The organism is Embleya sp. NPDC005971 (genome assembly GCF_040629175.1).
In the GTDB taxonomy this organism is placed as follows: domain Bacteria; phylum Actinomycetota; class Actinomycetes; order Streptomycetales; family Streptomycetaceae; genus Embleya.
In genome coordinates this window covers 37151-55782 of the sequence record NZ_JBEXUX010000065.1, presented here as the reverse complement: position 1 = coordinate 55782, position 18632 = coordinate 37151, and the positions used below count along the sequence as shown (strand labels likewise).

The window sequence follows — 18632 nt, the reverse complement described above, 5'->3', positions numbered from 1 at the left end:
GAGCAGGTTCGTCAGGCTCGCCACGCCCACCCCCACGTGCCTGCCGGCGTCCGCTCATCGGCCTCGCGATGAACCGACCGAGTGGCCCGGGCGTGGTCACGGCGACGGATCCGGTCGGTGGATCCGCGATGGCCGACGGGAGCGGACGTGGTCGACTTCGCGCTGGACTACAGCACGTTGAGCGAGGCCAAGAAGGACCTGTACGACCTCGCCGGCCGGATCTCGCCCACGCTCAAGTCCAGCGACTTCGCGACCCTGGGCAAGGGCGGTTACACGGACGCCCAGGCGGTCTTCGGCGACCCGACGCTGACCGGCGCGTTCCGCAGCCTGTACCGGCTGTCCGCGGGCCCGATGACCCGGGCCGAGGACCTGCTGAAGAAACTCGGCGACTGTTTCGGCAAGGTCGGCGACGCCTACTTCAACGCCGACGCGCAGATCACCGAGGGCATGGGCGTGATGGGCGCCACGATGGGCCTGGCGGAGTGGCGGAACAAGGTCGCCGCCTGGAAGTACAAGCAGGACCACCTGTCCGAGTGCGCCACACCCGGCCCGGACGGCAACCTCCCGGAGTTCTGCAAGGCCACCGACCCCGGCGACAAACCGCCGCTGGATCAGGTGATCACCACGCCCAACGGCGGCCGGATCGAGACCCATCTGACCCTGGACGCCGACGGCAACGTGATCAAGGAGGAGACCAAGGTCGTCAGCAACGGCCAGACCTACACCTCGGTCACCACCTACGACTCGAGCCGACTGAACTACACCACCGTCTCCACCGCGGCGGACGGCAGCGTGACCACCACCGAGACGCACCTGAACGCGGACGGCGGCGGCACCCAGAAGGTGGTCGACTCCGAGGGGAAGACGCACACCTACGTGCGCGTCGACGGCAAACACCAATGGGTGGACACCACACCCAAGCCCCCGGAGAAGCCCGTTCCGCCCGGCTCCGGCGGCGGCGGTGGCGGCGGGCGCATCCCGCGCCGCGACTGACCCGCCCCCGCATCCCCCAAGCCCCCGTAGCCCCCGTTCGTCGTACCCCCACGACGAGCCGATCTTCCCTGGAGGAACCATGCCCGATATCGCACTCGACTTCGGCCGCATCGACGAGGTCGCCGGCAAGCTCACCACGGCCAAAGAGACCATCACGCCGATGATCAACACCCTGCTCTCCGACGTGAACGGGCTGCTCGACAACGGCATGGTCTTCAAGGAATCGAGCCCGGCCATGCGCGAGGCCTACTCGAAGTTCAACACCAGCCTGACCGCCGCCGTCGACGGCATCCTGATCTTCTCCGAGATGTTCGCCAAGATCCGCACCCAGATGCACGAGATGGACGTGGAGATGGCGAAGAACCTGAAGAAGAACTGAGCCCTCGCCGAACCGATTCGGGCCGCCTCCCCCGAGGGGAAGCGGCCCGAACTCGTGTGCCCGACGCGGAGGCCGGCCCGGCTACGGGGCCGACCGCAGTACCGTCAGCGGCACCTGCACCGCCATCGGCGCACCACCGGGACCGGCGGTCCAGCCCCGGCCGATCCCGGGCGGCGCCGAGCGCACCACGTTCGTCGGCAGCCGTACGCCGATCATGTCGCCCTCCTGCATGTTCTTCGGTGCGAGCAGGATGCCGCTGCGACTGCCGCGCCGGGCCGCGGTGAGCCAACTGCCCATCGCCACCTGGAGGGCGTCGTAGGACCCCGCGTACAGCAGCCCCTGCCCTCGGTCGCGGCCCGCGACCGCCAGGTCGCGCAGGACCCGGTCGGCGGCGGGCATCCCGAGCAGCTCGGCGTCGTCGACCACCACCACACGCGGACCGGACAACTCCGCCAACGCGCGCTCGACGTCCTCGGCGGCGGGGTTCTCCTCGGTCAGCAGCCGCACCTGCGGATGTTGCCCGAGGCCACGCAGCGGCGATTCGCGCGGGGTCAGTACCACCAGCGAAGTGCCGCCCGCGAGCAAGGACACCGACAACGACGCGAGGGTGGTGCTGCGCCCGGTCCCGGCGGGCCCGATCACGCAGAACACCGACCTGGCGGCGAAGTCCGCCCCGATCGGCTCCGCACTGTCGCCGCCGATGCCCAGCAGCCCCCACATCGGGCGGCGCAACTCGGCCGGCACCCGCTCGTACGCGGCCGCGAACTCGACCACCCGCGGCAGCGTCGGGATCAGCACCGGCATGCGGGCGGGCGGCACCGCGGCGTCCCGCAAGGCCGCCGCCGTGCCGATCCGGCGCAGCGCCTCGGCCTGCTCCTGCCCGCTCGGATCGGGCGCGAGCAGCGCGACCTGACTCTCCGTCTGGGACAACACGTGCCAGCCGCGCCCGGGCCCGATCACCGCCGGCACCTTGCGCATCGGCATGCCGGCGATCTGGTAGTCGCTGCGATCCGCCTGGCGCAGCAACAACTTGTGGTCGTTGTGCGCGGCCAACCGCCCGCTCAGCAGCGCCCGTTCGGACGTCGCCACGATGTGGATGCCGGCCGCCGCGCCCTCGCGCAGCAGGCGCATCATGTCGTCCACGAGCCGGCCGCCGTCGTGGTCGTCGAGCAGCGCGACCAGCGAGTCCCAGCCGTCCAGCAGGACCACGATGTGCGCGGGCCGCTCGGCGGCCGGGAGCATCCGGCGCAACTCCACCAATCCGGCGGCGTTGCGCGCGCTGCACTGCTCCTGCCGCTCGGTCAACTCGCGGACCAGGCGGCCCAACAGGCGCCCCATCCGCTCCATGTCGTGCCGCGAGACCACCGCGCCGCAGTGCGGCAGGGTCTCCAGCGCGGCCAGCCCGCCGCCGCCCGCGTCGATCCCGTACAGGTGCACGTCGGCGCAACTCGCGGAGTGCGCCGCGGAACCCGCGAGGGTGCGCAGTACCTGGGTGCGGCCCGAGCGCGGCGAGCCGATCACGTACAGGTGGCCGAACGTGGCCAGGTCCATCGTGGTCACCCGCTGCTGCTGGAGCTGCGGAATGTCCTCCAGGGCGTAGGGGATGGGCGCCGGGCAGGTGTCGGACGGGTCGACGTCGGCGCGTTCCACCGTCGGCAGGTCGTCCAGGAGCACCCGTTCGGCCAGCGCCGGCAACCACGGGCTGGGCTGCGCGGTGTAGTCGGGCAGTGTCTCGGCCGCCTCGCGCAGGGCCAGGACCAGCGAGTTCAGGTCGGTCGGGTTGGGTGCGTCGGCGGTCTCCGGGCCCTCGTCGATCACCGGCAGCGCCACCGGGCGGCCCAGGCCGCTCAGGGTCAGCTCGGTGGCGCGCACCGAACGCGTCGGGCCGGTCTCGGGGCCGCCGGGGATCGGCCGCTCGGCGCCCACCCACGCGGCCTGGAACGGCACCGCGGCGTTGGGTCCGGTGCGGATCAGCGCCCGGCCCGGGGTGCCGGCCGAGATGTGCACGGCCTCCATGGTGTCGATGATGTCCTGGCTCTCGCCCGCGTCCGTCACCCGCAGCGCGATCCGCAGGTTGGTGTTGGCGCGGATGTCGCCGGTGACCACGCCGGCCGGGCGCTGGGTGGCCAGTACCAGGTGGATGCCGAGTGAACGGCCGCGCTGGGCGATGTTGATCAGCCCCGTGACGAAGTCCGGCACCTCGCGGACCAGGGTGGCGAACTCGTCGATCACCAGGATCAGTCGGGGCAACGGCGCCAGGGTCGGGTCGGCGGTGCGCTTGCCCCGGTACTCGGGGTGGTCCTTGGCGCCCACGTCGGCCAACAGGTGCTCGCGGCGCCGCAGTTCCGCGGCCAGCGACTCCAGCGCCCGGGTGGCCAGGTGTTCGTCCAGGTCGGTGACCATGCCCAGGGTGTGCGGGAGTTCGGCGCACTCGCTGAACGCGCTGCCGCCCTTGTAGTCGACCAGTACGAAGGTCAGCTCGTCCGGGCGATTGGCCACCGCGAGCGCGGCCACGAAGCTCTGCAACAGCTCGGATTTGCCCGATCCCGTGGTGCCCGCGATCAGGCCGTGCGGGCCGTCGCGGACCAGGTCGATGCGCAGTGGCCCGTCGTACCCGGCGCCCAGGGTGAAGGTGGTCGAGGCCGGTCGGCGGGCCCAACGGGCCAGGAAATCGGCCGCCTTCGGTGGTTCGGCGTCGACCAGGTCGAGCAGCTTGACGGTCTGCGGCAGGCCGCTGTCGTGCTCGGGGCTGACGTCGCGCAACGGGGCCAGGGAACGGGCCAGTTGCTCGCACCACGCCGCGTCCACGTGGTCGGCCCGCACGTCCGCCACGTCGGGCAGCCCGGTCTGGCGCACGGTCAGGTTTCGACCCGCGGCCAGCACGACGGCGGTGCACTCCTCCGGCAGCAGCCGCTCGCGTTCGTCCAGACAGACGCTGAACACCCGGGCCGGCGGGCCCTCGGTGAGCACCTGGACCATGCCGGGCACCTCGCGCAACTGCCGGGCGCCGTCGGCGATCACCAGGATGTCGGGACCGCTGAACATGGCCTGGCCCATCGACGAGCCCATGCTGCGCTGTCGGCCCTGGATCTGCGCGACCAGTTCGGAGATGCGGTTGGCGGTGGACTCCGGGTCGGTGCCGAGCAGGACGACCGGCGCGGCCGAGCGCGACTGCGGGCGCAGGTGCGGCAACCAGCGCACCCAGGCCCAGTCGGCGGCCCGCTCGGGATCGGTCAGCACCACCACGCGCAGGTCGCGCGGACTGTGCAGGACGGCGGCCTGGATCACCAGCCAGCGGGCCAGCGCCTGGATCGGCTCGGTCGGACCGGCTACGCCGAGCACCCCGTGGTCGGGGATCTCGACGCCGATGGGCGTATCGGGCAACGTCCAGCTCGCGGTGCGGTGATGCTCGTCCCGGGCCGGATCCTCGACCTCCTTGACCGACGGCTGATCCACCGTGCCGATCCGCAACACCAGATGGTCGGCGTCGCGTCGGCGCCGCTCCCACAACCGGCTGCCCGGGCCGGTCGCGATCAGCGCGACCGCGGCCGGGTCGGGGCCGACGTCGCTGCGGACGATGCGCTCGCGTCGCACGGCGGTGTGGATGTCCGCGTGCAGGACGCGCAACCGGCGTCGGTACTGCACGCCGTCGAGCTGATGCTTGACCCGATTGCTGCGGCGGCCGGAGATCCAGTTCGCGATCGCCATGAACGGGCTCATGATGCAGAAGATCAGATAGAAGTACGACTTGAAGAACCCGACCATGGCCAGACCCATCACCAGTGGCGCGATCATCACCAGCAGCGGGAACGGCAGCCGGTTCGGGTCGAGCGGCGGCGAGGGCAGCCGGATCTTCTCCGCGTCCAGGTGCGGGGCGATCCGGGGCGGCCGGTTGTAGTCCAACCCGATGCCGTCGTCGGAGGGCGTGACGTCGGCGTCCGGCTCGACCGGCTCGGACAGCCGGAGCAGGGACGGGCCGACGACCAGGTCCGACTCGTGCAGCCAGGGGGTTCCCGGCGGCGCGGGAGCGCGGACCGCGGGCTCCTTGGGCGGGGCGATCCGGGCGCTCTCCCGCTCGACCTTGAGGTCCGCCTCGCGCTCGTCCTCCAGGACCCGTTCCTCGTGCTTGCGGGGCAGCGCCGCGGCGGCGGTGATCGCGTCGGTGGGCGGCGGCGCGACCTCGCGGCCGTGCACCGCGCCGTCGTCGGGGACGGTGCGATGCCAATACGCCGAGCCGTCGGGGCAGATCGTCACCCACAGGCCCCGGGCGGGCACGTCGGCGGCCGGCAGCCGGATCGCGCAGCCCTCGTCGGCGCCGATCTCGTGGCTTCCCGGGCCCAGCGGCCAGACCCGGCCGGTGTAGGGGCCGGACACCGCGTGCACCTGCACCAGGGTCTGCGGATCGAAGGGGTGCCGGGGTAGCCGCACCCGATCGGGCTCGGCGGCCGGTGCGCCCAAGCCGAGCACGGCGGCCTCGTGGATGCCGGAGACGGTCAGCGGAGCCTGCGGGTCCAGCGCGGTGTCGCCGAGGTAGAGCGTCTGCCCGTCGTCCGGCGCGTTGCCGTCCAGGAACGCGCTCAGCTCGGCGGGTCGCCCCTCGGGGGCGGCTTCCACGGGTGCGGCCGGTCGCCGCACGGCGGTCGCGAGATCCGCCACGGTGCTCCCGGGCGGGAGGTCCACGAGATGGTCGCGGCGCAAACCGTCCGCGGTGTCCACGGTGGTGACGGTGAGTCTCACGTTGGCGTGCTCCTGGGGGTGGGCGGGGATTGGGGCCGGGGGTGCGGCCTGGGCAGGGACGCGGGCAAACGCCGGACGGGCCGATCAACGGCCCGTCCGGCGTGTGGGAAGCGGGGGATCACACGTCGACGGAGACGCCGCTCGGCTTGTCGGTGTCGGCGGGCTCGTCGAAATCGTCGTGCGGGGTCGGCTCGGTCGGGCTCGCCGGGCCCTGGACGGAAACCGGCGTCGACGCCGCGGCCGGCACCGGATCCAGGTCCGGATCGGCCGCGATCGGCACCGGGAGCGTCGCGTCCTCCGTGGCCCACGGCGGCAGTTGCCACACCGTCGCGGCGACCGAGCGCGGCAGCGGCCGGGCGTCCACCCGCAGCGGGGTGCCGTGCACGAGCAGCGCGCCGGTCGGCGACACCGCCAACAACCGGGCGTGGCCGCGCGGTCGACCCAGGGTCAGCACCGACACCGGTGAGGCGGCGGGCACATCGGGGGTGTCCGCGCACACCACGACCTGCGGATGGCGGCGGCTCGCGGCGGCGGTGGTCGCCCGGGTGAACGCCTCGGCCGTGCTCGGTCCGGCGTGCCGGGGATGGATGCCCTCCGCGACGGTGACCGCGCCGGCCGGCAACCGGGCGTCGAGCTGGGCCGCGAGCGCCTGCACGGTGGCCCGCGCGCCGCGTCGTTCGCCGGACACCGCCAGTACGCGCGGGCCGGTCAACAGGTCGAGGAAGACCACCGCCTCCTGCCGGGTGCCGACCGCGACCAGCAATGGAGCCGGACCACTGCCGACTTCCAGGTCGGTGCGCGCGATCCACCACAGCCGGGGGTCGAGTTCGTCGACCGCCCACGGCTCGGCGGGCACGGGCAGGTCCGGCCCGCAGGAGACCAACACGCCCACCACGTCGCGCTCGACCAACGCGCCGTACGGACGGGCGCCGGCCGCGACCCGCGCCGCGAGTTGCAGCGCGTGCTCGGCGTCGACCCAGGTGTTCGGCTCGCGCAACGCCCGCACCAGCAGCCGACGGCGTCGCCGATAGCGGCTGAACGCGGTGACCGGCTCGGCGAACGCCGACACCGTGAGCGCGAGTTCGCGGCGCAGCCGACGGCGCACGAAGCGCCATCCGCCGCGCCGCATCGCGGCCCAGTGGGCGAGGGCGTAGACGAGGATGAGGATCCCCGCATAGCCGAGCAGGGTCGTCACATCGTGTCCGGCGACCTGCATGGCGAGGTCCTCGGAGCCTGTCATCCGCTCTCCTCGATCGCGGCCGGCTCCCGACGGATGGCCGCGATCCCGTGGTAGGTACGAGACTTGACCGTCCCGCGCGGTATCCCCAGGGTGCGCGCGACGTCCGCGCCGCTGCGATCGAGCAGATGCACCTGGGCGAGCGCCTCGCGGTGCGGCGCGGCCAGTGCGCGCAACGCCCCCACGAGCACGCACCGATCCACGATGGTCGCGGCCGGATCGGGCACCGCGGGCAACCCGGCGAACTCGCTCGGGTCGATGCCCACGGGCAGCGATCGGTTGCGCCGTCGGGCGTCCACGGCCAGGTTGCGGGCGACCCGGAACAGCCACATCCGGATCGGCCTGCCGTCCCAGTCCAGCCGGTCCGCCGCTTCCCAGGCACGTAACAGCGTTTCCTGGACCACGTCTTCGACGGTGTGCAGATCCGCGCCCAGGATTCCGCTCACGTACCTGCGCAACGGCGTGCTCTCCGCCATCAGCAGTTCGATCCGCCGTTCGCGCTCGTGGGTCTCACGGCCAGGCGACACGACTGGGCTCCTCGGAAGTTCGGCCGGCGTCCGTTCCGCCGGTCAAGATCACGATATGGAGCCGGAAATACCCTCGGCGGGCCGGAAAATGAACAGTCGGCGATCTTCTGGCGGACCCCCGGTGACCCGGGGCCGTGCAGCCCGAACACGCAGGTGGGGCGCTGCCGGCGGCGGGCGGGCGAGTGGGCGGAGCCGGGCCGGGCCCGATCAGCCGACCGTCGGCGGGTGTTGCCCGTCGTAGCGCTCGCGCGCCCGGTCCACCTCGGGAATGTGCTGCTCGGCCCAGGACTTGATGGCCCGCATCAGCGGCAGCAGGCTCTCGCCCAGCGGGGTCAACGCGTAGTCGACCCGGACCGGGACGGAGGGCGTGACGGTGCGGGTGACCAGGCCGTCGCGTTCGAGGTTGCGCAGGGTCTGGGTGAGCATCTTCTGGCTGACTCCGGCGACTCGGCGGGACAGGTCGCTGTAACGCTGCGGGCCGTCCGCCAGCGCGTTGACGAGCAGGCTGACCCATTTGTCGCTGATCCCGTCCAGGAGCCGCCGGGCCGGGCACTCGGCCATGTACGCGTCGAACGCGGAGCGGGCCTGGGCGCGGCGTTCGGCCGCGGTACGGGTCGGCATGGCTCTCCTTCGGGTTGGATACGCACTTTCGGGTACGTGCTTACCCGGGGAGAGTAACTCTTCGTAGGTTTGCGGTCGAGGGGCCGGGAGGGCCGGCCCGACGCAGAGTGTGGGAGTGGTGTCATGCGTGCGGTGATCGCCCGAGCCGGCTCGCCCGCGGTCGAGGTCGTGGACACCCCCGACCGCGAACCCGGGCCGGGGCAACTGCGGATCCGGGTCGCGGCGGCGACGGTGAACCCGGTGGACGCGATGGTGCTGGACGGGGCGCCGGTGCGGTTCGCCCTGGTGTCCGCCCGCGAGGTGTTCGGCCTGGGCTGGGACGTCGCGGGCGAGGTGGTCGAGGTGGGCCCGGGGGTCGACGGGTTCGCGGTCGGCGACGCGGTGCTCGGGCTGCGCGATCGGCTGGACGTACGGGTCGGGGCACTGGCCGAGTTCGTGGTGTTGGACGCGGACGCGGTCGGGGCGCTGCCGGCCGGTCTGGACCCGACCGCGGCGGCGACGATCCCGCTGAACGGGCTGACCGCGTGGCAGGGGTTGGACCTGCTCGGCCTGTCGGCCGGGGACACCCTGCTGGTGACCGGTGCGGCGGGCGGGGTGGGCGGCTTCGCCGTCGAACTCGCGGCGGCGCGCGGGGTGGGCGTGCTGGCGGTCGCGGGCGCCGCGGACGAGGACTTCGTCCGCGCCGTCGGGGCCGCCTCGTTCGTCCCGCGTGGTCCGGAACTCGCGGACCGGGTGCGGGAGATCGTGCCGGGTGGCGTGGACGCGGTGCTGGACGCGGCGATGCTCGGCCCGGACGCGCTGGACGCGGTGCGCGGCGGCGGGGCATTCGTGGCCGTCAACGCGGGCGCCGCGCCGCCGGCCCTGCGCGGCATCCGGGTGCATCCGTTGTGGGTGCGGGCGGACGGTGCGCGATCGGCGGAACTGGCCGCGCTGGCGGCCGAGGGCGCGCTGACCCTGCGGGTGGCCGAGGTGGTCGCGCTCGCGGACGCGGCCCGGGCGTTCACCCGGCTGGCGGAGGGCGGGCTGCGCGGGCGGTTGGTGCTGGTGCCGTGAGTCGGGGCCGCCCGGCGGCTCGGGCGGCCGGGCCGGGAAGTCGGCCCGGACGCCCGGGGTTTCGTGGTGCGGGACGGTGTGGGACGGTCAGGGGGTGCGTGCGGGTGGCGCCTTGGGCGTGTGTACGTGCTCTTCCCACGGTTGCCGCGGCGGCCCGGCGTGGATCGCCTCGTCGATCTCCAGCAGCGATTCGCTGTGCCGTTCGCGCTCGAACGCCTCGGCCCCGCCGCGGACTCCGAACAGCCGCTTCGCGACGATGATGTAGACGACCGCGAGGATGTTCAGGACCAGCGTGGCCACCTTGAACGGGCTCACGTGCTCGCGCATCTCGTAGCCCTCCAGCGGCAGGAAGGCCGCGGTGGCGACCACCGTGAGGTATTCCGCCCAGCGCTTGAGCAGCCACAGGCCGACCGCCTCGACGATCTCGATCACCGCGTAGGCGACCATCGCGACGGCGACCCAGACCAGCGTCGAGTGCTTGTAGTCGAAGGTCTTGCGGATCGAGTCGACGATCGGCGAATGGTCCAGGTCGTAGTGGAAGTGCTCGGCCACCGGCCGGAACGCGGTCAGGTCGTCCTCGAACAACCTGCGCACCGAGTCCTGCGAATTGCTGAATCGCCAGACCGCGTAGGCCGCGACCAGGATCAGTACGCCGCGCGCGGCCCGTTCGACGGCCAGGAAACGCAGGATCAGCACGTCGCGCAGGGCCCGCCCGCGCATCACCGTCGGCGCGTCGCCGGCCGGGCCGCGGCCCTTGACCTCGCCGAGCACGTAGTCGCCGCAGCGCAGGCAGCGCCACGCCTCGCCGACCGGCGTGCTCGCGTGCAGCCGGTCACGCAGCGCCGGTTCGTCGGGAGCGTACGTCTCGTGCCCGCGTCGGGCGCAGGTCCGTCGATTCCAGTCCACGCGGTGAAGCTATGGCCCTCGGATCGCGTTACGTCCCGGGTTTGACCGGGTCCGCATCAAGGATTGGTCATCGAAGCGTGAAATGACGGCCCGGGGACTCCTCCGGCACCGGATCGCATCCGCCGGGGCGGGGTCAGCCGGCCCCGGCGCCGCAGCCGGCTTCGGCGCCGGTCAGCACGGTGTCCAGGTGGGCCGCCCACTGCCGGATGATCGTGCGCCGGCGCGCCTCGTTCTCGGTGAGCAGTTCCCGGACGCCCAGTCCCCGGGCCAGACTGAGCGTGCCCTCCACGGCGGCCGGTACCCCGGGGCGGGACACGTCCGCGCCGAGCAGATCGACCGCCATGTCGTACATCGCGGCGCTCAGTCGCCGATCCAGCGGCAGCACCCTGGCCCGCAGGGTCTCGTCCTGCACCGCGGCCACCCACAGGTTGAGCGCGGCCCGGTACAGCGTGCCCCGGAACATCGACACGAGCGCGTCCAGCACCGTCTCGGTGTGCTCGGGGCCGGGTGGGATCCGGGCCCCGTCCAGGCGTATCCGGGTGAACAGGTCCCCGGCCATGTGATCGATCGCGGCGGTGAACAGGTCCTCGCGAGTGGGGAAGTGGTGCTGTACCGCGCCCCGGGAGACGTTCGCCCGCTCGGCGACCACGGTGACGGTGCCGCCGAGCCAGCCGACCTCGGCCAGCACCTCGACGGCGGCGTCCAGCAGCCTGGCTCGGGTGACGCGACTGCGGTGCTGGCGTGGTTCGCGTACGGGTGCGCTGGTCACGGGGGTCAGCCTAGTGCCGCCCCCGGGCAGGGTGCCGTACGTCAGGCGCCGGTGCCGCGACCGGAAACGCCCGCGGCCCGGGTCGATGCTTGACAGGGATTGCACCGGAGGGTCGAATGTCTTAGCGAACGTTCAGTAATGTCGCGGATCCGAGGGGACGAAGCACCATGACCACAGCCGTCGTCGTCGACGCGGTGCGGACCGCGTCCGGCAAGGGCAAGCCCGGCGGCGCGTTGTCCGGCACCCACCCGGTCGACCTGCTGGCCCACACGCTCCGCGCCCTGGTCGAGCGCAACGATCTCGACCCCGCGCTGGTCGAGGACGTGATCGCGGGCTGTGTCTCGCAGGCCGGCGACCAGTCGCTCAACATCGCGCGCAACGCGGTGCTCGCCGCCGGATTCCCGGACGGCGTCCCGGCGACGACGGTGGACCGGCAGTGCGGATCGAGCCAGCAGGCCGCGCACTTCGCCGCGCAGGGCGTGATCGCCGGCGCGTACGACATCGTGATCGCGGCCGGCGTCGAGTCGATGAGTCGGGTGCCGATGGGCTTCGCCGCGCGCGGGGGCGATCCGTTCGGCGAATTGCTCGGCAAGCGTTACCCCGAGGGGTTGATCCCGCAGGGCTATTCGGCCGAGTTGATCGCGGCCCGCTGGAACCTGGACCGGGAGGCGCTCGACCGGTTCTCCGCCCGCTCGCATCGGCTCGCCGCGCAGGCCGGTGCCGAGGGCGCGTTCGATCGGGAGATCGTGCCGATCACCCTCGACGGCGGTGTGCACCGGGTGGACGAGACGGTGCGGCCCACCACCACCGAGGAGGGGCTGGCCGGACTCGCGCCGGCGTTCGTGGACGAGGGCATGGGCGCACGTTTCCCGGAGATCGATTGGCGGATCACCCCGGGCAACTCGTCGCCGCTCACCGACGGCGCCTCCGCCGCGTTGATCATGAGCGAGGAGCGCGCGACCGCGCTCGGGCTGACGCCGCGCGCCCGCTTCCACGCGTTCGCGGTGACCGGCGACGACCCGCTGCTGATGCTCACCGGGGTCGTCCCGGCCACCCGCAAGGTGCTCGAACGGGCCGGCCTGGGCATCGACGACATCGACGCGTTCGAGGTCAACGAGGCGTTCGCGCCGGTGCCGTTGGCGTGGGCGGCGGAGGTGGGCGCCGACCCGGAGAAGGTGAACCGGCGCGGCGGGGCGATCGCGCTCGGGCATCCGCTCGGGGCCTCCGGCGGGCGGTTGTTGAGCACGCTGCTGGGGGTGTTGGAGTCCACGGGCGGCCGGTACGGGCTGCAGACGATGTGCGAGGGCGGCGGGATGGCCAACGCGATGATCATCGAGCGGCTCTGAGGTTCTTCCGTTCCTTTCGGTTTTTTGTTCGCTCGGATCACTACGGAGACAGATAGATGCGTATCGAAGGCACCACCGCCCTGATCACCGGCGGAGCCTCGGGTCTGGGCCTGGCCACCGCCGAACGGCTCGTCGCCGAGGGCGCGTCCGTCGTGCTGTTCGACCTGCCCTCGTCCCCGGGCAAGGACGTGGCCGAACGGCTCGGCGAGCGGGCCGTGTTCGTTCCCGGCGACGTCACGCGGGAGGACGAGGTACGGGCGGCGGTGGACGCGGCGGACGCGAACGGCACGTTGGCGATCACCGTCAACTGCGCGGGCGTGGCCGACGCGGCTCGTACGGTGGGGCGCAAGGGCGCCTTCCCGCTGGATCTGTTCGCGCGGGTGGTCAACATCAACCTGATCGGCACGTTCAATGTGCTGCGGTTGGCGGCGGAGCGCATGATCGCGCACGAGCCGGTGGACGGCGAGCGCGGGGTGATCGTCAACACCGCGTCGGTCGCGGCCTTCGACGGGCAGATCGGGCAGGCCGCGTACAGCGCGTCCAAGGGCGGCATCGCGGCGATGACGCTGCCGATCGCGCGGGACCTGGCCGGGGTGGCGGTGCGGGTGATGACGATTGCGCCCGGGTTGTTCGAGACGCCGTTGCTCGGGGGGTTGCCGGAGGCGGCGCGGGCTTCGCTGGGGGCGCAGGTGCCGCATCCGAGTCGGCTGGGGCGGCCGGCGGAGTATGCGGCGTTGGTGGCGCACATCGTGGAGAACCAGATGCTCAACGGTGAGGTGATTCGGCTCGACGGCGCGATCAGGATGGCGCCGAAGTAGGCGCTGGGCGCTGGGCCTTTGGCCTCAAGCGCCGGCCCCGGCTGGGGTGACCCGGCCTCCGGCCGAGGTGGCCTCAAGCGCCGGCCGGGCTGGTTCGCCTCAAGCGCCGGCGGGGCTGGGTGGCCTCATGCGCCGGCGGGGCTGGGTTCGCCTCATGCGCCGGCGGGGCTGGGTGTCCTCATGCGTCGGCGGGGCTGATTGCCTCAGGGGCGCGGGCTGATTTGGCTTGGGAAGTGTTTGGTCGGTGTTGGGGGTTGGGTGTGGGTCAGGGGTTGGTTTTGGGGGTGTGGGCGACCGTGGCCAGGGAGATGGTTACGTAGCGGGTGGCGATTTGTTGGGGGGTCAGGGGGCCTGTGGGGCGGTACCAGTTGGCTACGGCCTGGCAGCTCGTGATGACGGCGCGGCCGGCGTCGATCGGGTATGGGGTGGTGAACTCGCCCAGGGCCACGCCGTCTCGGACCGCGTCGTGCATCAGGGCTTCGAGTTCGTCGCGCATCGCGATGTAGCGGGCCCGGTTGTCGGGTTCGAGGCTGCGCATCTCGGTGTCCAGGAAGGCCAGCGGCGCGCGGTTCGCCATGTACAGCACGATGCACTCGACCAGTGCGGCGAACCGCGCGGAGGGGGTGTCGTCGGCCTCGGCGAGGGCGCCCCGACAGCGACCGAGCGCGGCGTTCATCGAGCCGATCAGCAACTCGACCAGCAGCGCCTGCTTGTTCCGGTAGTGGTAGTACAGCGCCGGCACCGTCACCCCCACCCGGCGGGCGATGTCGCGCACGGTCGTCCCGTGATACCCGTGCTCGTCGAACGCGGCGAGCGAAGCGGCCAGGATCGGCGGCAACGACAGCGGACCGTACGCGCGCCAATCGGTGTGGCCGTCGGCACGTAGGTCCGCCGCGAGTGGCTCCGCCATGGGTCCTGCTCCTGAATTCGCACACGGGCTCCGGCCGTTCCGAAGCACGTTCGTGTTGGTGGTCGGTGTGCCGACGGTCGTTCGCTCCGCGATCCGGCCGAACTCGGCCGCGCCGCGCGGGATTTCGGGCCGCCGCTCAGCCGCCGATCTGTTGCAGCGTCTTGACCAGTTCGGCGAAGCCGATGCCGACCTCGTCCAGCACGCGCAGCAGCGCGGGCGGCGGGTCGCCGATCTGTCGGTTGAGCGGACCCACCCGGCCCGGAACGCTCGCCAGGTCGCCGCCGCGGAAGCGCGACTCGGGGTCGGCCGGGGGACGTATCTGGTAGCTGCGCCAGTTCCGGGCGGGCCAGTTCAGCAGCGTCAGGTCGGGCGCGTGCCAGGCCATGAAGGCCCACCGGCGCTCGTTGCCGGCCTGGATCAGTACCGGCTCGCCGTACTGCGCCAGACGCGTCGCGGCCACCGCCGCGATCGGGACCGGGTTGCCGAACGAGCCGGTGATCCGCCAGATCCCGTCCTCGATGCCGGCGACCCAGCCGTGCGCGGCGAACTCCTCGATCGCGTCGGCGTACGGGCCGTCCTCGGCGGGTGCGGCCGGGACCGGCTCGGCGTCGTGGGAGGGGACGTACAGCGGCGCCGGCGACGGCACGGCCGGCGGAGTCGGGGCCGCTGTCGGAGTCGGGGCCGGCGGGCGCGGAGTCGCCGGCGGCGCGGGCGCCGTCTCGACCGGGCGCGGCGGCGCGACCGCGCGCACCGGTGCGGGTGTCGCGGAGCGCGGCTCGGGCGTGGGTTCCGGGCGGGCGGTGGGCCGGGTCTCGCTCGGTCGAGCGGCGGCGGCCGGGCTGTACGCGAAGACCACCGCGGAGTGCAGCACGCTGCCGTCGGCGCGGGTGACGCTGCCCCGCACGGCCGGCCCCTGGCCCGCCGCGGGCGGGAAGCCGGCGCTCGAGGCGCCGCTCGGGATGATGCCCAACTCCCGCCAGGAGCCCGGCGATCCGTCGGCCGAGGTGCTCACCGTGACCGGCTCGCGGGCGGCCTCGGCCAGCACCACGCGCAGTCCCGCGCCGTCCGCCCGGGCGCCGAGCAGTACGAGTTCGGCGCCGGCCGCGACGCCGCGCAGCGCGTCCAGGCCGGCGACCGAGGTGGTCCGGCCCTCGCCGAGCGACAGCGCCGGACCGCCGGCGGTCCGCACCGCGAGGTCGAGGCCGCCGCCGGCCGCCGCGGTGCCGGCGAACCCGGCGCGGGTCAGATCGGCGTTCCCGGTCAGCGCGAACCACCGGTCGCCGATCCGCCACTGCGCGAACCGGCCGTGTACCAGCCGCTGTTCGGGCAACACGAGCACCTCGGCGGGACGACCGCCGAGTGCGGTGCGCAACATCGCGCCGGTGTGGCCCGACCAGTTCTCGTGCACCCCCAGCAGCACCCGCGCGGGAGCCAGGCGGGCGATCAACTCGCGCAGCGTGTCGCCCGCCGGATCCACGGCCGGCGCGTACACGTGCAGTTCCTCCACCGGGCCGGCCGGCACCTGGTCCAGCAGCGAACGGTCGAGGTTGTCCAGCAGTCGTGCGTCGGGCCCGGGCGTCTCGTCCGCCAGGATGTGCCGCTCGGTCAGCAGCGCGGCGATCTCGCGCAGATACTCGCCCGCCCACGGGGCCATCGCGACCCCGGCCGCCTCGGGCAGCTTGTCCAGCCAGTCGGCGACATCGGCCAGCAACGCGTTGGACGCGTCGTCCTCGGTCTCGACCACCGTCCACAACCGGTCCTCGCCCGCCCAGCCGGGCAGTGCGGGGGTGCCGCCGCCGATCGCGATCCGGCACGCGTGCTCGCCGAGCAGTACGACCAGCTTGGCGCGCAGGCCACCGGGACACACCGTGGGCGCGTAGAGGTAGTCCAGACCCGCGCCGCGCACCTCGCGGGGGTCGTGCGCCTCCTGCGCGGCGTCCCCGAGGATCGCGACGCGGGCGGAGAGGCCGCGGGCGAGGGGGACGGCGACGCGCTCCAGGAAGGGCAGGTCGACGTTCAGGCCGAGGAACAGGGCCTCGTGCAGGGCGGCGCCGTCGGTGCGCTCGCGCCATTCCCGCAGGAGCGTGACGGGGGATGCGGATCGGGTGTGCTGCGACGCGGTCATATGTCGATGTCCAAGGTCGTTCGTCCCGAGGGAATGGCGTGCGGGTGCGGCTCGCGGAGGTGGTCGGTGGAGCCTTCGACACGGTTTCGATGGTAGGCCCGGTCGCGGATCGGTGGCGGCCGGCCGACGCCCGATCGAGCGCGCCTCGGAGCGGCGCCGGTCGGCGTGCGGGCCGCGCGGGTCATCCGAAACCACCTTCCTCGTCGCGAGGATCATCGCAGGAGTCGGCGTCGGCGATGGCCGAGGACCCACGTTGTGGGCACCACCCGGGCGCGCGGCACCCCCGTGTTCTTGTCGCAGACCCGACTGCCTGAGATATTAGTCCCAGCCGGCATGGGAGTGTCCGGTCCCGTCGGGATCGACACGCGGGTCGTCGGATTCCGTGAACCGGTCGCGGCACCGGCTTGCCGATCTTCGCCGATCCTCGTCGCCGAGCGGAATACGGCCCGGATCCGAGGAGAATCCGGACATGACGCCGAGCCCGACAGCGCGTACCAAGAGCCGGACCGCCCTCGCCCGGGAGACGATTCGAGGCCGCATCCTGCGCCTGGAGATGCCGCCCGGGACGGTGTTCAGCGAAGGGGATCTGGCCACCGCCCTGGACATGGGCAAGACGCCGGTGCGCGAGGCGCTCAATCTGCTCACCCACGAGAGCCTGGTCGCGGTCGCGCCGCATTCGGGCTACCTGGTCATGCCGGTCACCCTGCGCGACATCCGGGAACTGCTCGAACTGCGGCTGACGATCGAGACGTTGGCGGCCCGACTGGCGGCCGGCCGGCGCGATGCGGAGGGGCTGCGCGGCTTGCCCGAGGCGGCGCGGGCGTGGCGGCGCACGGTGCTGGCCGGCGGGTCGACGGCGGGGCGGACGTCCGGGTCGGCTCCCGGGGCGGCACCCGACGCGCGTCCCGCTGCGGATCTCGATGCGACGTCCGGGCCGGCGGCGGGGGCCGGGGGGCGTGTGGGGGCCGGGTTCGCGTCCGTGCCGCTCGGGTGGCTCGGGTTCGGTGCCGCGCTCGCCGAACGGGCCGGCAACGGGCGGGCGGCCGAGATCGAGGACTACGTGCTGCGCCACCAGTTGCGCCACCTGTGCCTGGCCGCCGTACTCGGCGAGCCGACCTGGCCGGCACCCGACCACGGGCCGCTGAGCGCGGCACTGGCGGCGGGCGACCAGGACGGTGCCGCCGCCGCCGTCGAGGACGGCATCCGGGCACTGGGCGCGGCCGTGTTCGGCGCCTTGGTGCCGCCGGTCGCCGCGCATCTGGGCCGCGGCGACGGCGACGGCTGCGCCGCCGAGCTGCCGGCCGACCTGCTCGACCTGGACCTGGGCACCCTGCTTCGCGCCGGGGCCCGCTGAGTCGTCGCCCGCCGAGCCGGCGCCCGTCGAGTGCCCGCCCGCCGAGCCGCCGGCCGGGGCCGGGTCGGGTACGGGCGCCGCCGCGCGTCGGTGCGGCGATCGGGTCCGGTCACGGTCCCGACGCGGAGCCGGCGATGTTCACGTCCAGGAGCGCGTCACTGGAGAGCAACGTGTCCAGCACCCGCTCGCGGCATCCGCTCAGCCGGGTGTGCACCGCGTGCCGGGCCGCGTCCGGGTCGCCCGCCGCGAGCGCGTCCAGCAGCGGCGCGTCGTCGCCGGCGATCGAGCGCGGATGCGGCCCGTCGGCGGCCACGCACAGGCGGAGCAGCCGATGGTGGGCGTGCAGGGTCCCGCCCAACACGCGGCGCAGATGTCGATTGCCCGCCAGCTCGCCGAGCAGCAGGTGCAGCCGGGTGTATCGGTCCAGCCACGCGTCCGTGCCCTCGACCGGCCCCGCGCTCCGTACCCACGCGCTCTCGCGGGCCATCGGCGCGGTCACCTCGGCCGGCCGCCGGGCCACCGCCCCCGCCGCCTCCTGCTCCAGCACCCGATGCAGGTCGAACAATTCGCGCGCGGAGCGCAGGGTGACCCGGGAGACCCGGTAGCCGCTGCGCGGAAGCACCTCCACGAAACCGTCCTCGGCGAGCAGGGCGAGCGCCTCGTGCACGGGCGTCTTGCTCATGCCCAGTTCGCCGGCCACCGCCTTCTCGGTGAATCGTGCGCCGGGCGCGAGTTCCAGGTGCAACACCCGACGCCGGACCTCCCGGTACGCCGAGCCGGTCATCGACCCGGGCCGGCCCTCGCCGCCGGTGCGGTAGCCGGGCGGACTCGCATTCGCCATGACGCTCCTCACTGCC

15 protein-coding genes are annotated in these 18632 nt (G+C 73.3%); 6 read left to right on the top strand and 9 right to left on the bottom strand.

Annotated elements, in window-relative coordinates; all coding sequences use genetic code 11:
• Nucleotides 1–117 precede the first annotated feature (117 nt).
• Together ABZ374_RS38580 and ABZ374_RS38575 are read left to right on the top strand one after the other, a co-directional pair.
• Complete coding sequence (locus ABZ374_RS38580; protein WP_360320762.1) at nt 118–993, top strand: hypothetical protein; 876 nt, start codon at nt 118–120, stop codon at nt 991–993.
• Between the two features lie 79 nt (nt 994–1072).
• Nucleotides 1073–1372 (top strand): hypothetical protein, encoded by a 300-nt coding sequence (locus ABZ374_RS38575; RefSeq protein ID WP_360320759.1) that lies wholly within the window; start codon nt 1073–1075, stop codon nt 1370–1372.
• Nucleotides 1373–1453: 81 nt separating this feature from the next.
• Here ABZ374_RS38575 and ABZ374_RS38570 read toward each other — a convergent pair whose 3' ends face one another.
• From ABZ374_RS38570 to ABZ374_RS38555, 4 genes are all read right to left on the bottom strand, one after another.
• Nucleotides 1454–6109 (bottom strand): FtsK/SpoIIIE domain-containing protein, encoded by a 4656-nt coding sequence (locus ABZ374_RS38570; protein WP_360320756.1) that lies wholly within the window; start codon nt 6107–6109, stop codon nt 1454–1456.
• 118 nt (nt 6110–6227) lie between these two features.
• The gene (locus ABZ374_RS38565; protein WP_360320753.1) at nt 6228–7349 is read right to left on the bottom strand and encodes a hypothetical protein; all 1122 of its coding nucleotides are present in this window, start codon (nt 7347–7349) and stop codon (nt 6228–6230) included.
• Nucleotides 7346–7873 (bottom strand): sigma-70 family RNA polymerase sigma factor, encoded by a 528-nt coding sequence (locus tag ABZ374_RS38560; protein ID WP_360320750.1) that lies wholly within the window; start codon nt 7871–7873, stop codon nt 7346–7348. The genes ABZ374_RS38565 and ABZ374_RS38560 overlap by 4 nt, the downstream gene beginning before the upstream one ends.
• A 207-nt stretch (nt 7874–8080) precedes the next feature.
• Entirely contained in the window at nt 8081–8494 is a 414-nt protein-coding gene (locus tag ABZ374_RS38555; RefSeq protein ID WP_360320747.1) for a helix-turn-helix domain-containing protein, read from the bottom strand.
• Between the two features lie 123 nt (nt 8495–8617).
• Between ABZ374_RS38555 and ABZ374_RS38550 the strand changes: the two genes are divergently transcribed.
• Nucleotides 8618–9547, top strand: a complete 930-nt coding sequence (locus ABZ374_RS38550) for an NADP-dependent oxidoreductase (RefSeq protein ID WP_360320744.1) — start codon at nt 8618–8620, stop codon at nt 9545–9547.
• A gap of 87 nt (nt 9548–9634) precedes the next feature.
• On the opposite strand, the gene ABZ374_RS38545 is transcribed toward ABZ374_RS38550, so the two are convergent.
• Together ABZ374_RS38545 and ABZ374_RS38540 are read right to left on the bottom strand one after the other, a co-directional pair.
• Nucleotides 9635–10453, bottom strand: coding sequence for a DUF2127 domain-containing protein (locus ABZ374_RS38545; protein ID WP_360320741.1), 819 nt, complete (start codon nt 10451–10453; stop codon nt 9635–9637).
• Between the two features lie 133 nt (nt 10454–10586).
• A complete protein-coding gene (locus ABZ374_RS38540; RefSeq protein WP_360320738.1) occupies nt 10587–11222 on the bottom strand; it encodes a TetR/AcrR family transcriptional regulator in 636 nt (211 codons plus the stop codon).
• Nucleotides 11223–11389: 167 nt separating this feature from the next.
• Here ABZ374_RS38540 and ABZ374_RS38535 point away from each other — a divergent pair, with 167 nt between their 5' ends.
• Nucleotides 11390–12568, top strand: coding sequence for a thiolase family protein (locus tag ABZ374_RS38535; RefSeq protein ID WP_360320735.1), 1179 nt, complete (start codon nt 11390–11392; stop codon nt 12566–12568).
• 56 nt (nt 12569–12624) lie between these two features.
• Nucleotides 12625–13386: a 3-hydroxyacyl-CoA dehydrogenase gene (locus ABZ374_RS38530; protein ID WP_360320732.1), complete on the top strand. Its 762-nt coding sequence runs from the start codon at nt 12625–12627 to the stop codon at nt 13384–13386.
• A 265-nt stretch (nt 13387–13651) separates the two neighbouring features.
• Here the strand turns inward: ABZ374_RS38530 and ABZ374_RS38525 are convergent, their stop codons facing one another.
• Nucleotides 13652–14296 carry a TetR/AcrR family transcriptional regulator gene (locus ABZ374_RS38525; protein WP_360320729.1) on the bottom strand — a complete coding sequence of 215 codons (645 nt, stop codon included), beginning with the start codon at nt 14294–14296 and terminating at the stop codon, nt 13652–13654.
• A 136-nt stretch (nt 14297–14432) separates the two neighbouring features.
• Nucleotides 14433–16421: a hypothetical protein gene (locus ABZ374_RS38520; RefSeq protein WP_360320726.1), complete on the bottom strand. Its 1989-nt coding sequence runs from the start codon at nt 16419–16421 to the stop codon at nt 14433–14435.
• 469 nt (nt 16422–16890) lie between these two features.
• Here ABZ374_RS38520 and ABZ374_RS38515 point away from each other — a divergent pair, with 469 nt between their 5' ends.
• The gene (locus ABZ374_RS38515) at nt 16891–17775 is read left to right on the top strand and encodes a GntR family transcriptional regulator (protein WP_360320723.1); all 885 of its coding nucleotides are present in this window, start codon (nt 16891–16893) and stop codon (nt 17773–17775) included.
• Between the two features lie 109 nt (nt 17776–17884).
• On the opposite strand, the gene ABZ374_RS38510 is transcribed toward ABZ374_RS38515, so the two are convergent.
• Complete coding sequence (locus ABZ374_RS38510; RefSeq protein WP_360320720.1) at nt 17885–18616, bottom strand: GntR family transcriptional regulator; 732 nt, start codon at nt 18614–18616, stop codon at nt 17885–17887.
• Nucleotides 18617–18632: the final 16 nt, after the last annotated feature.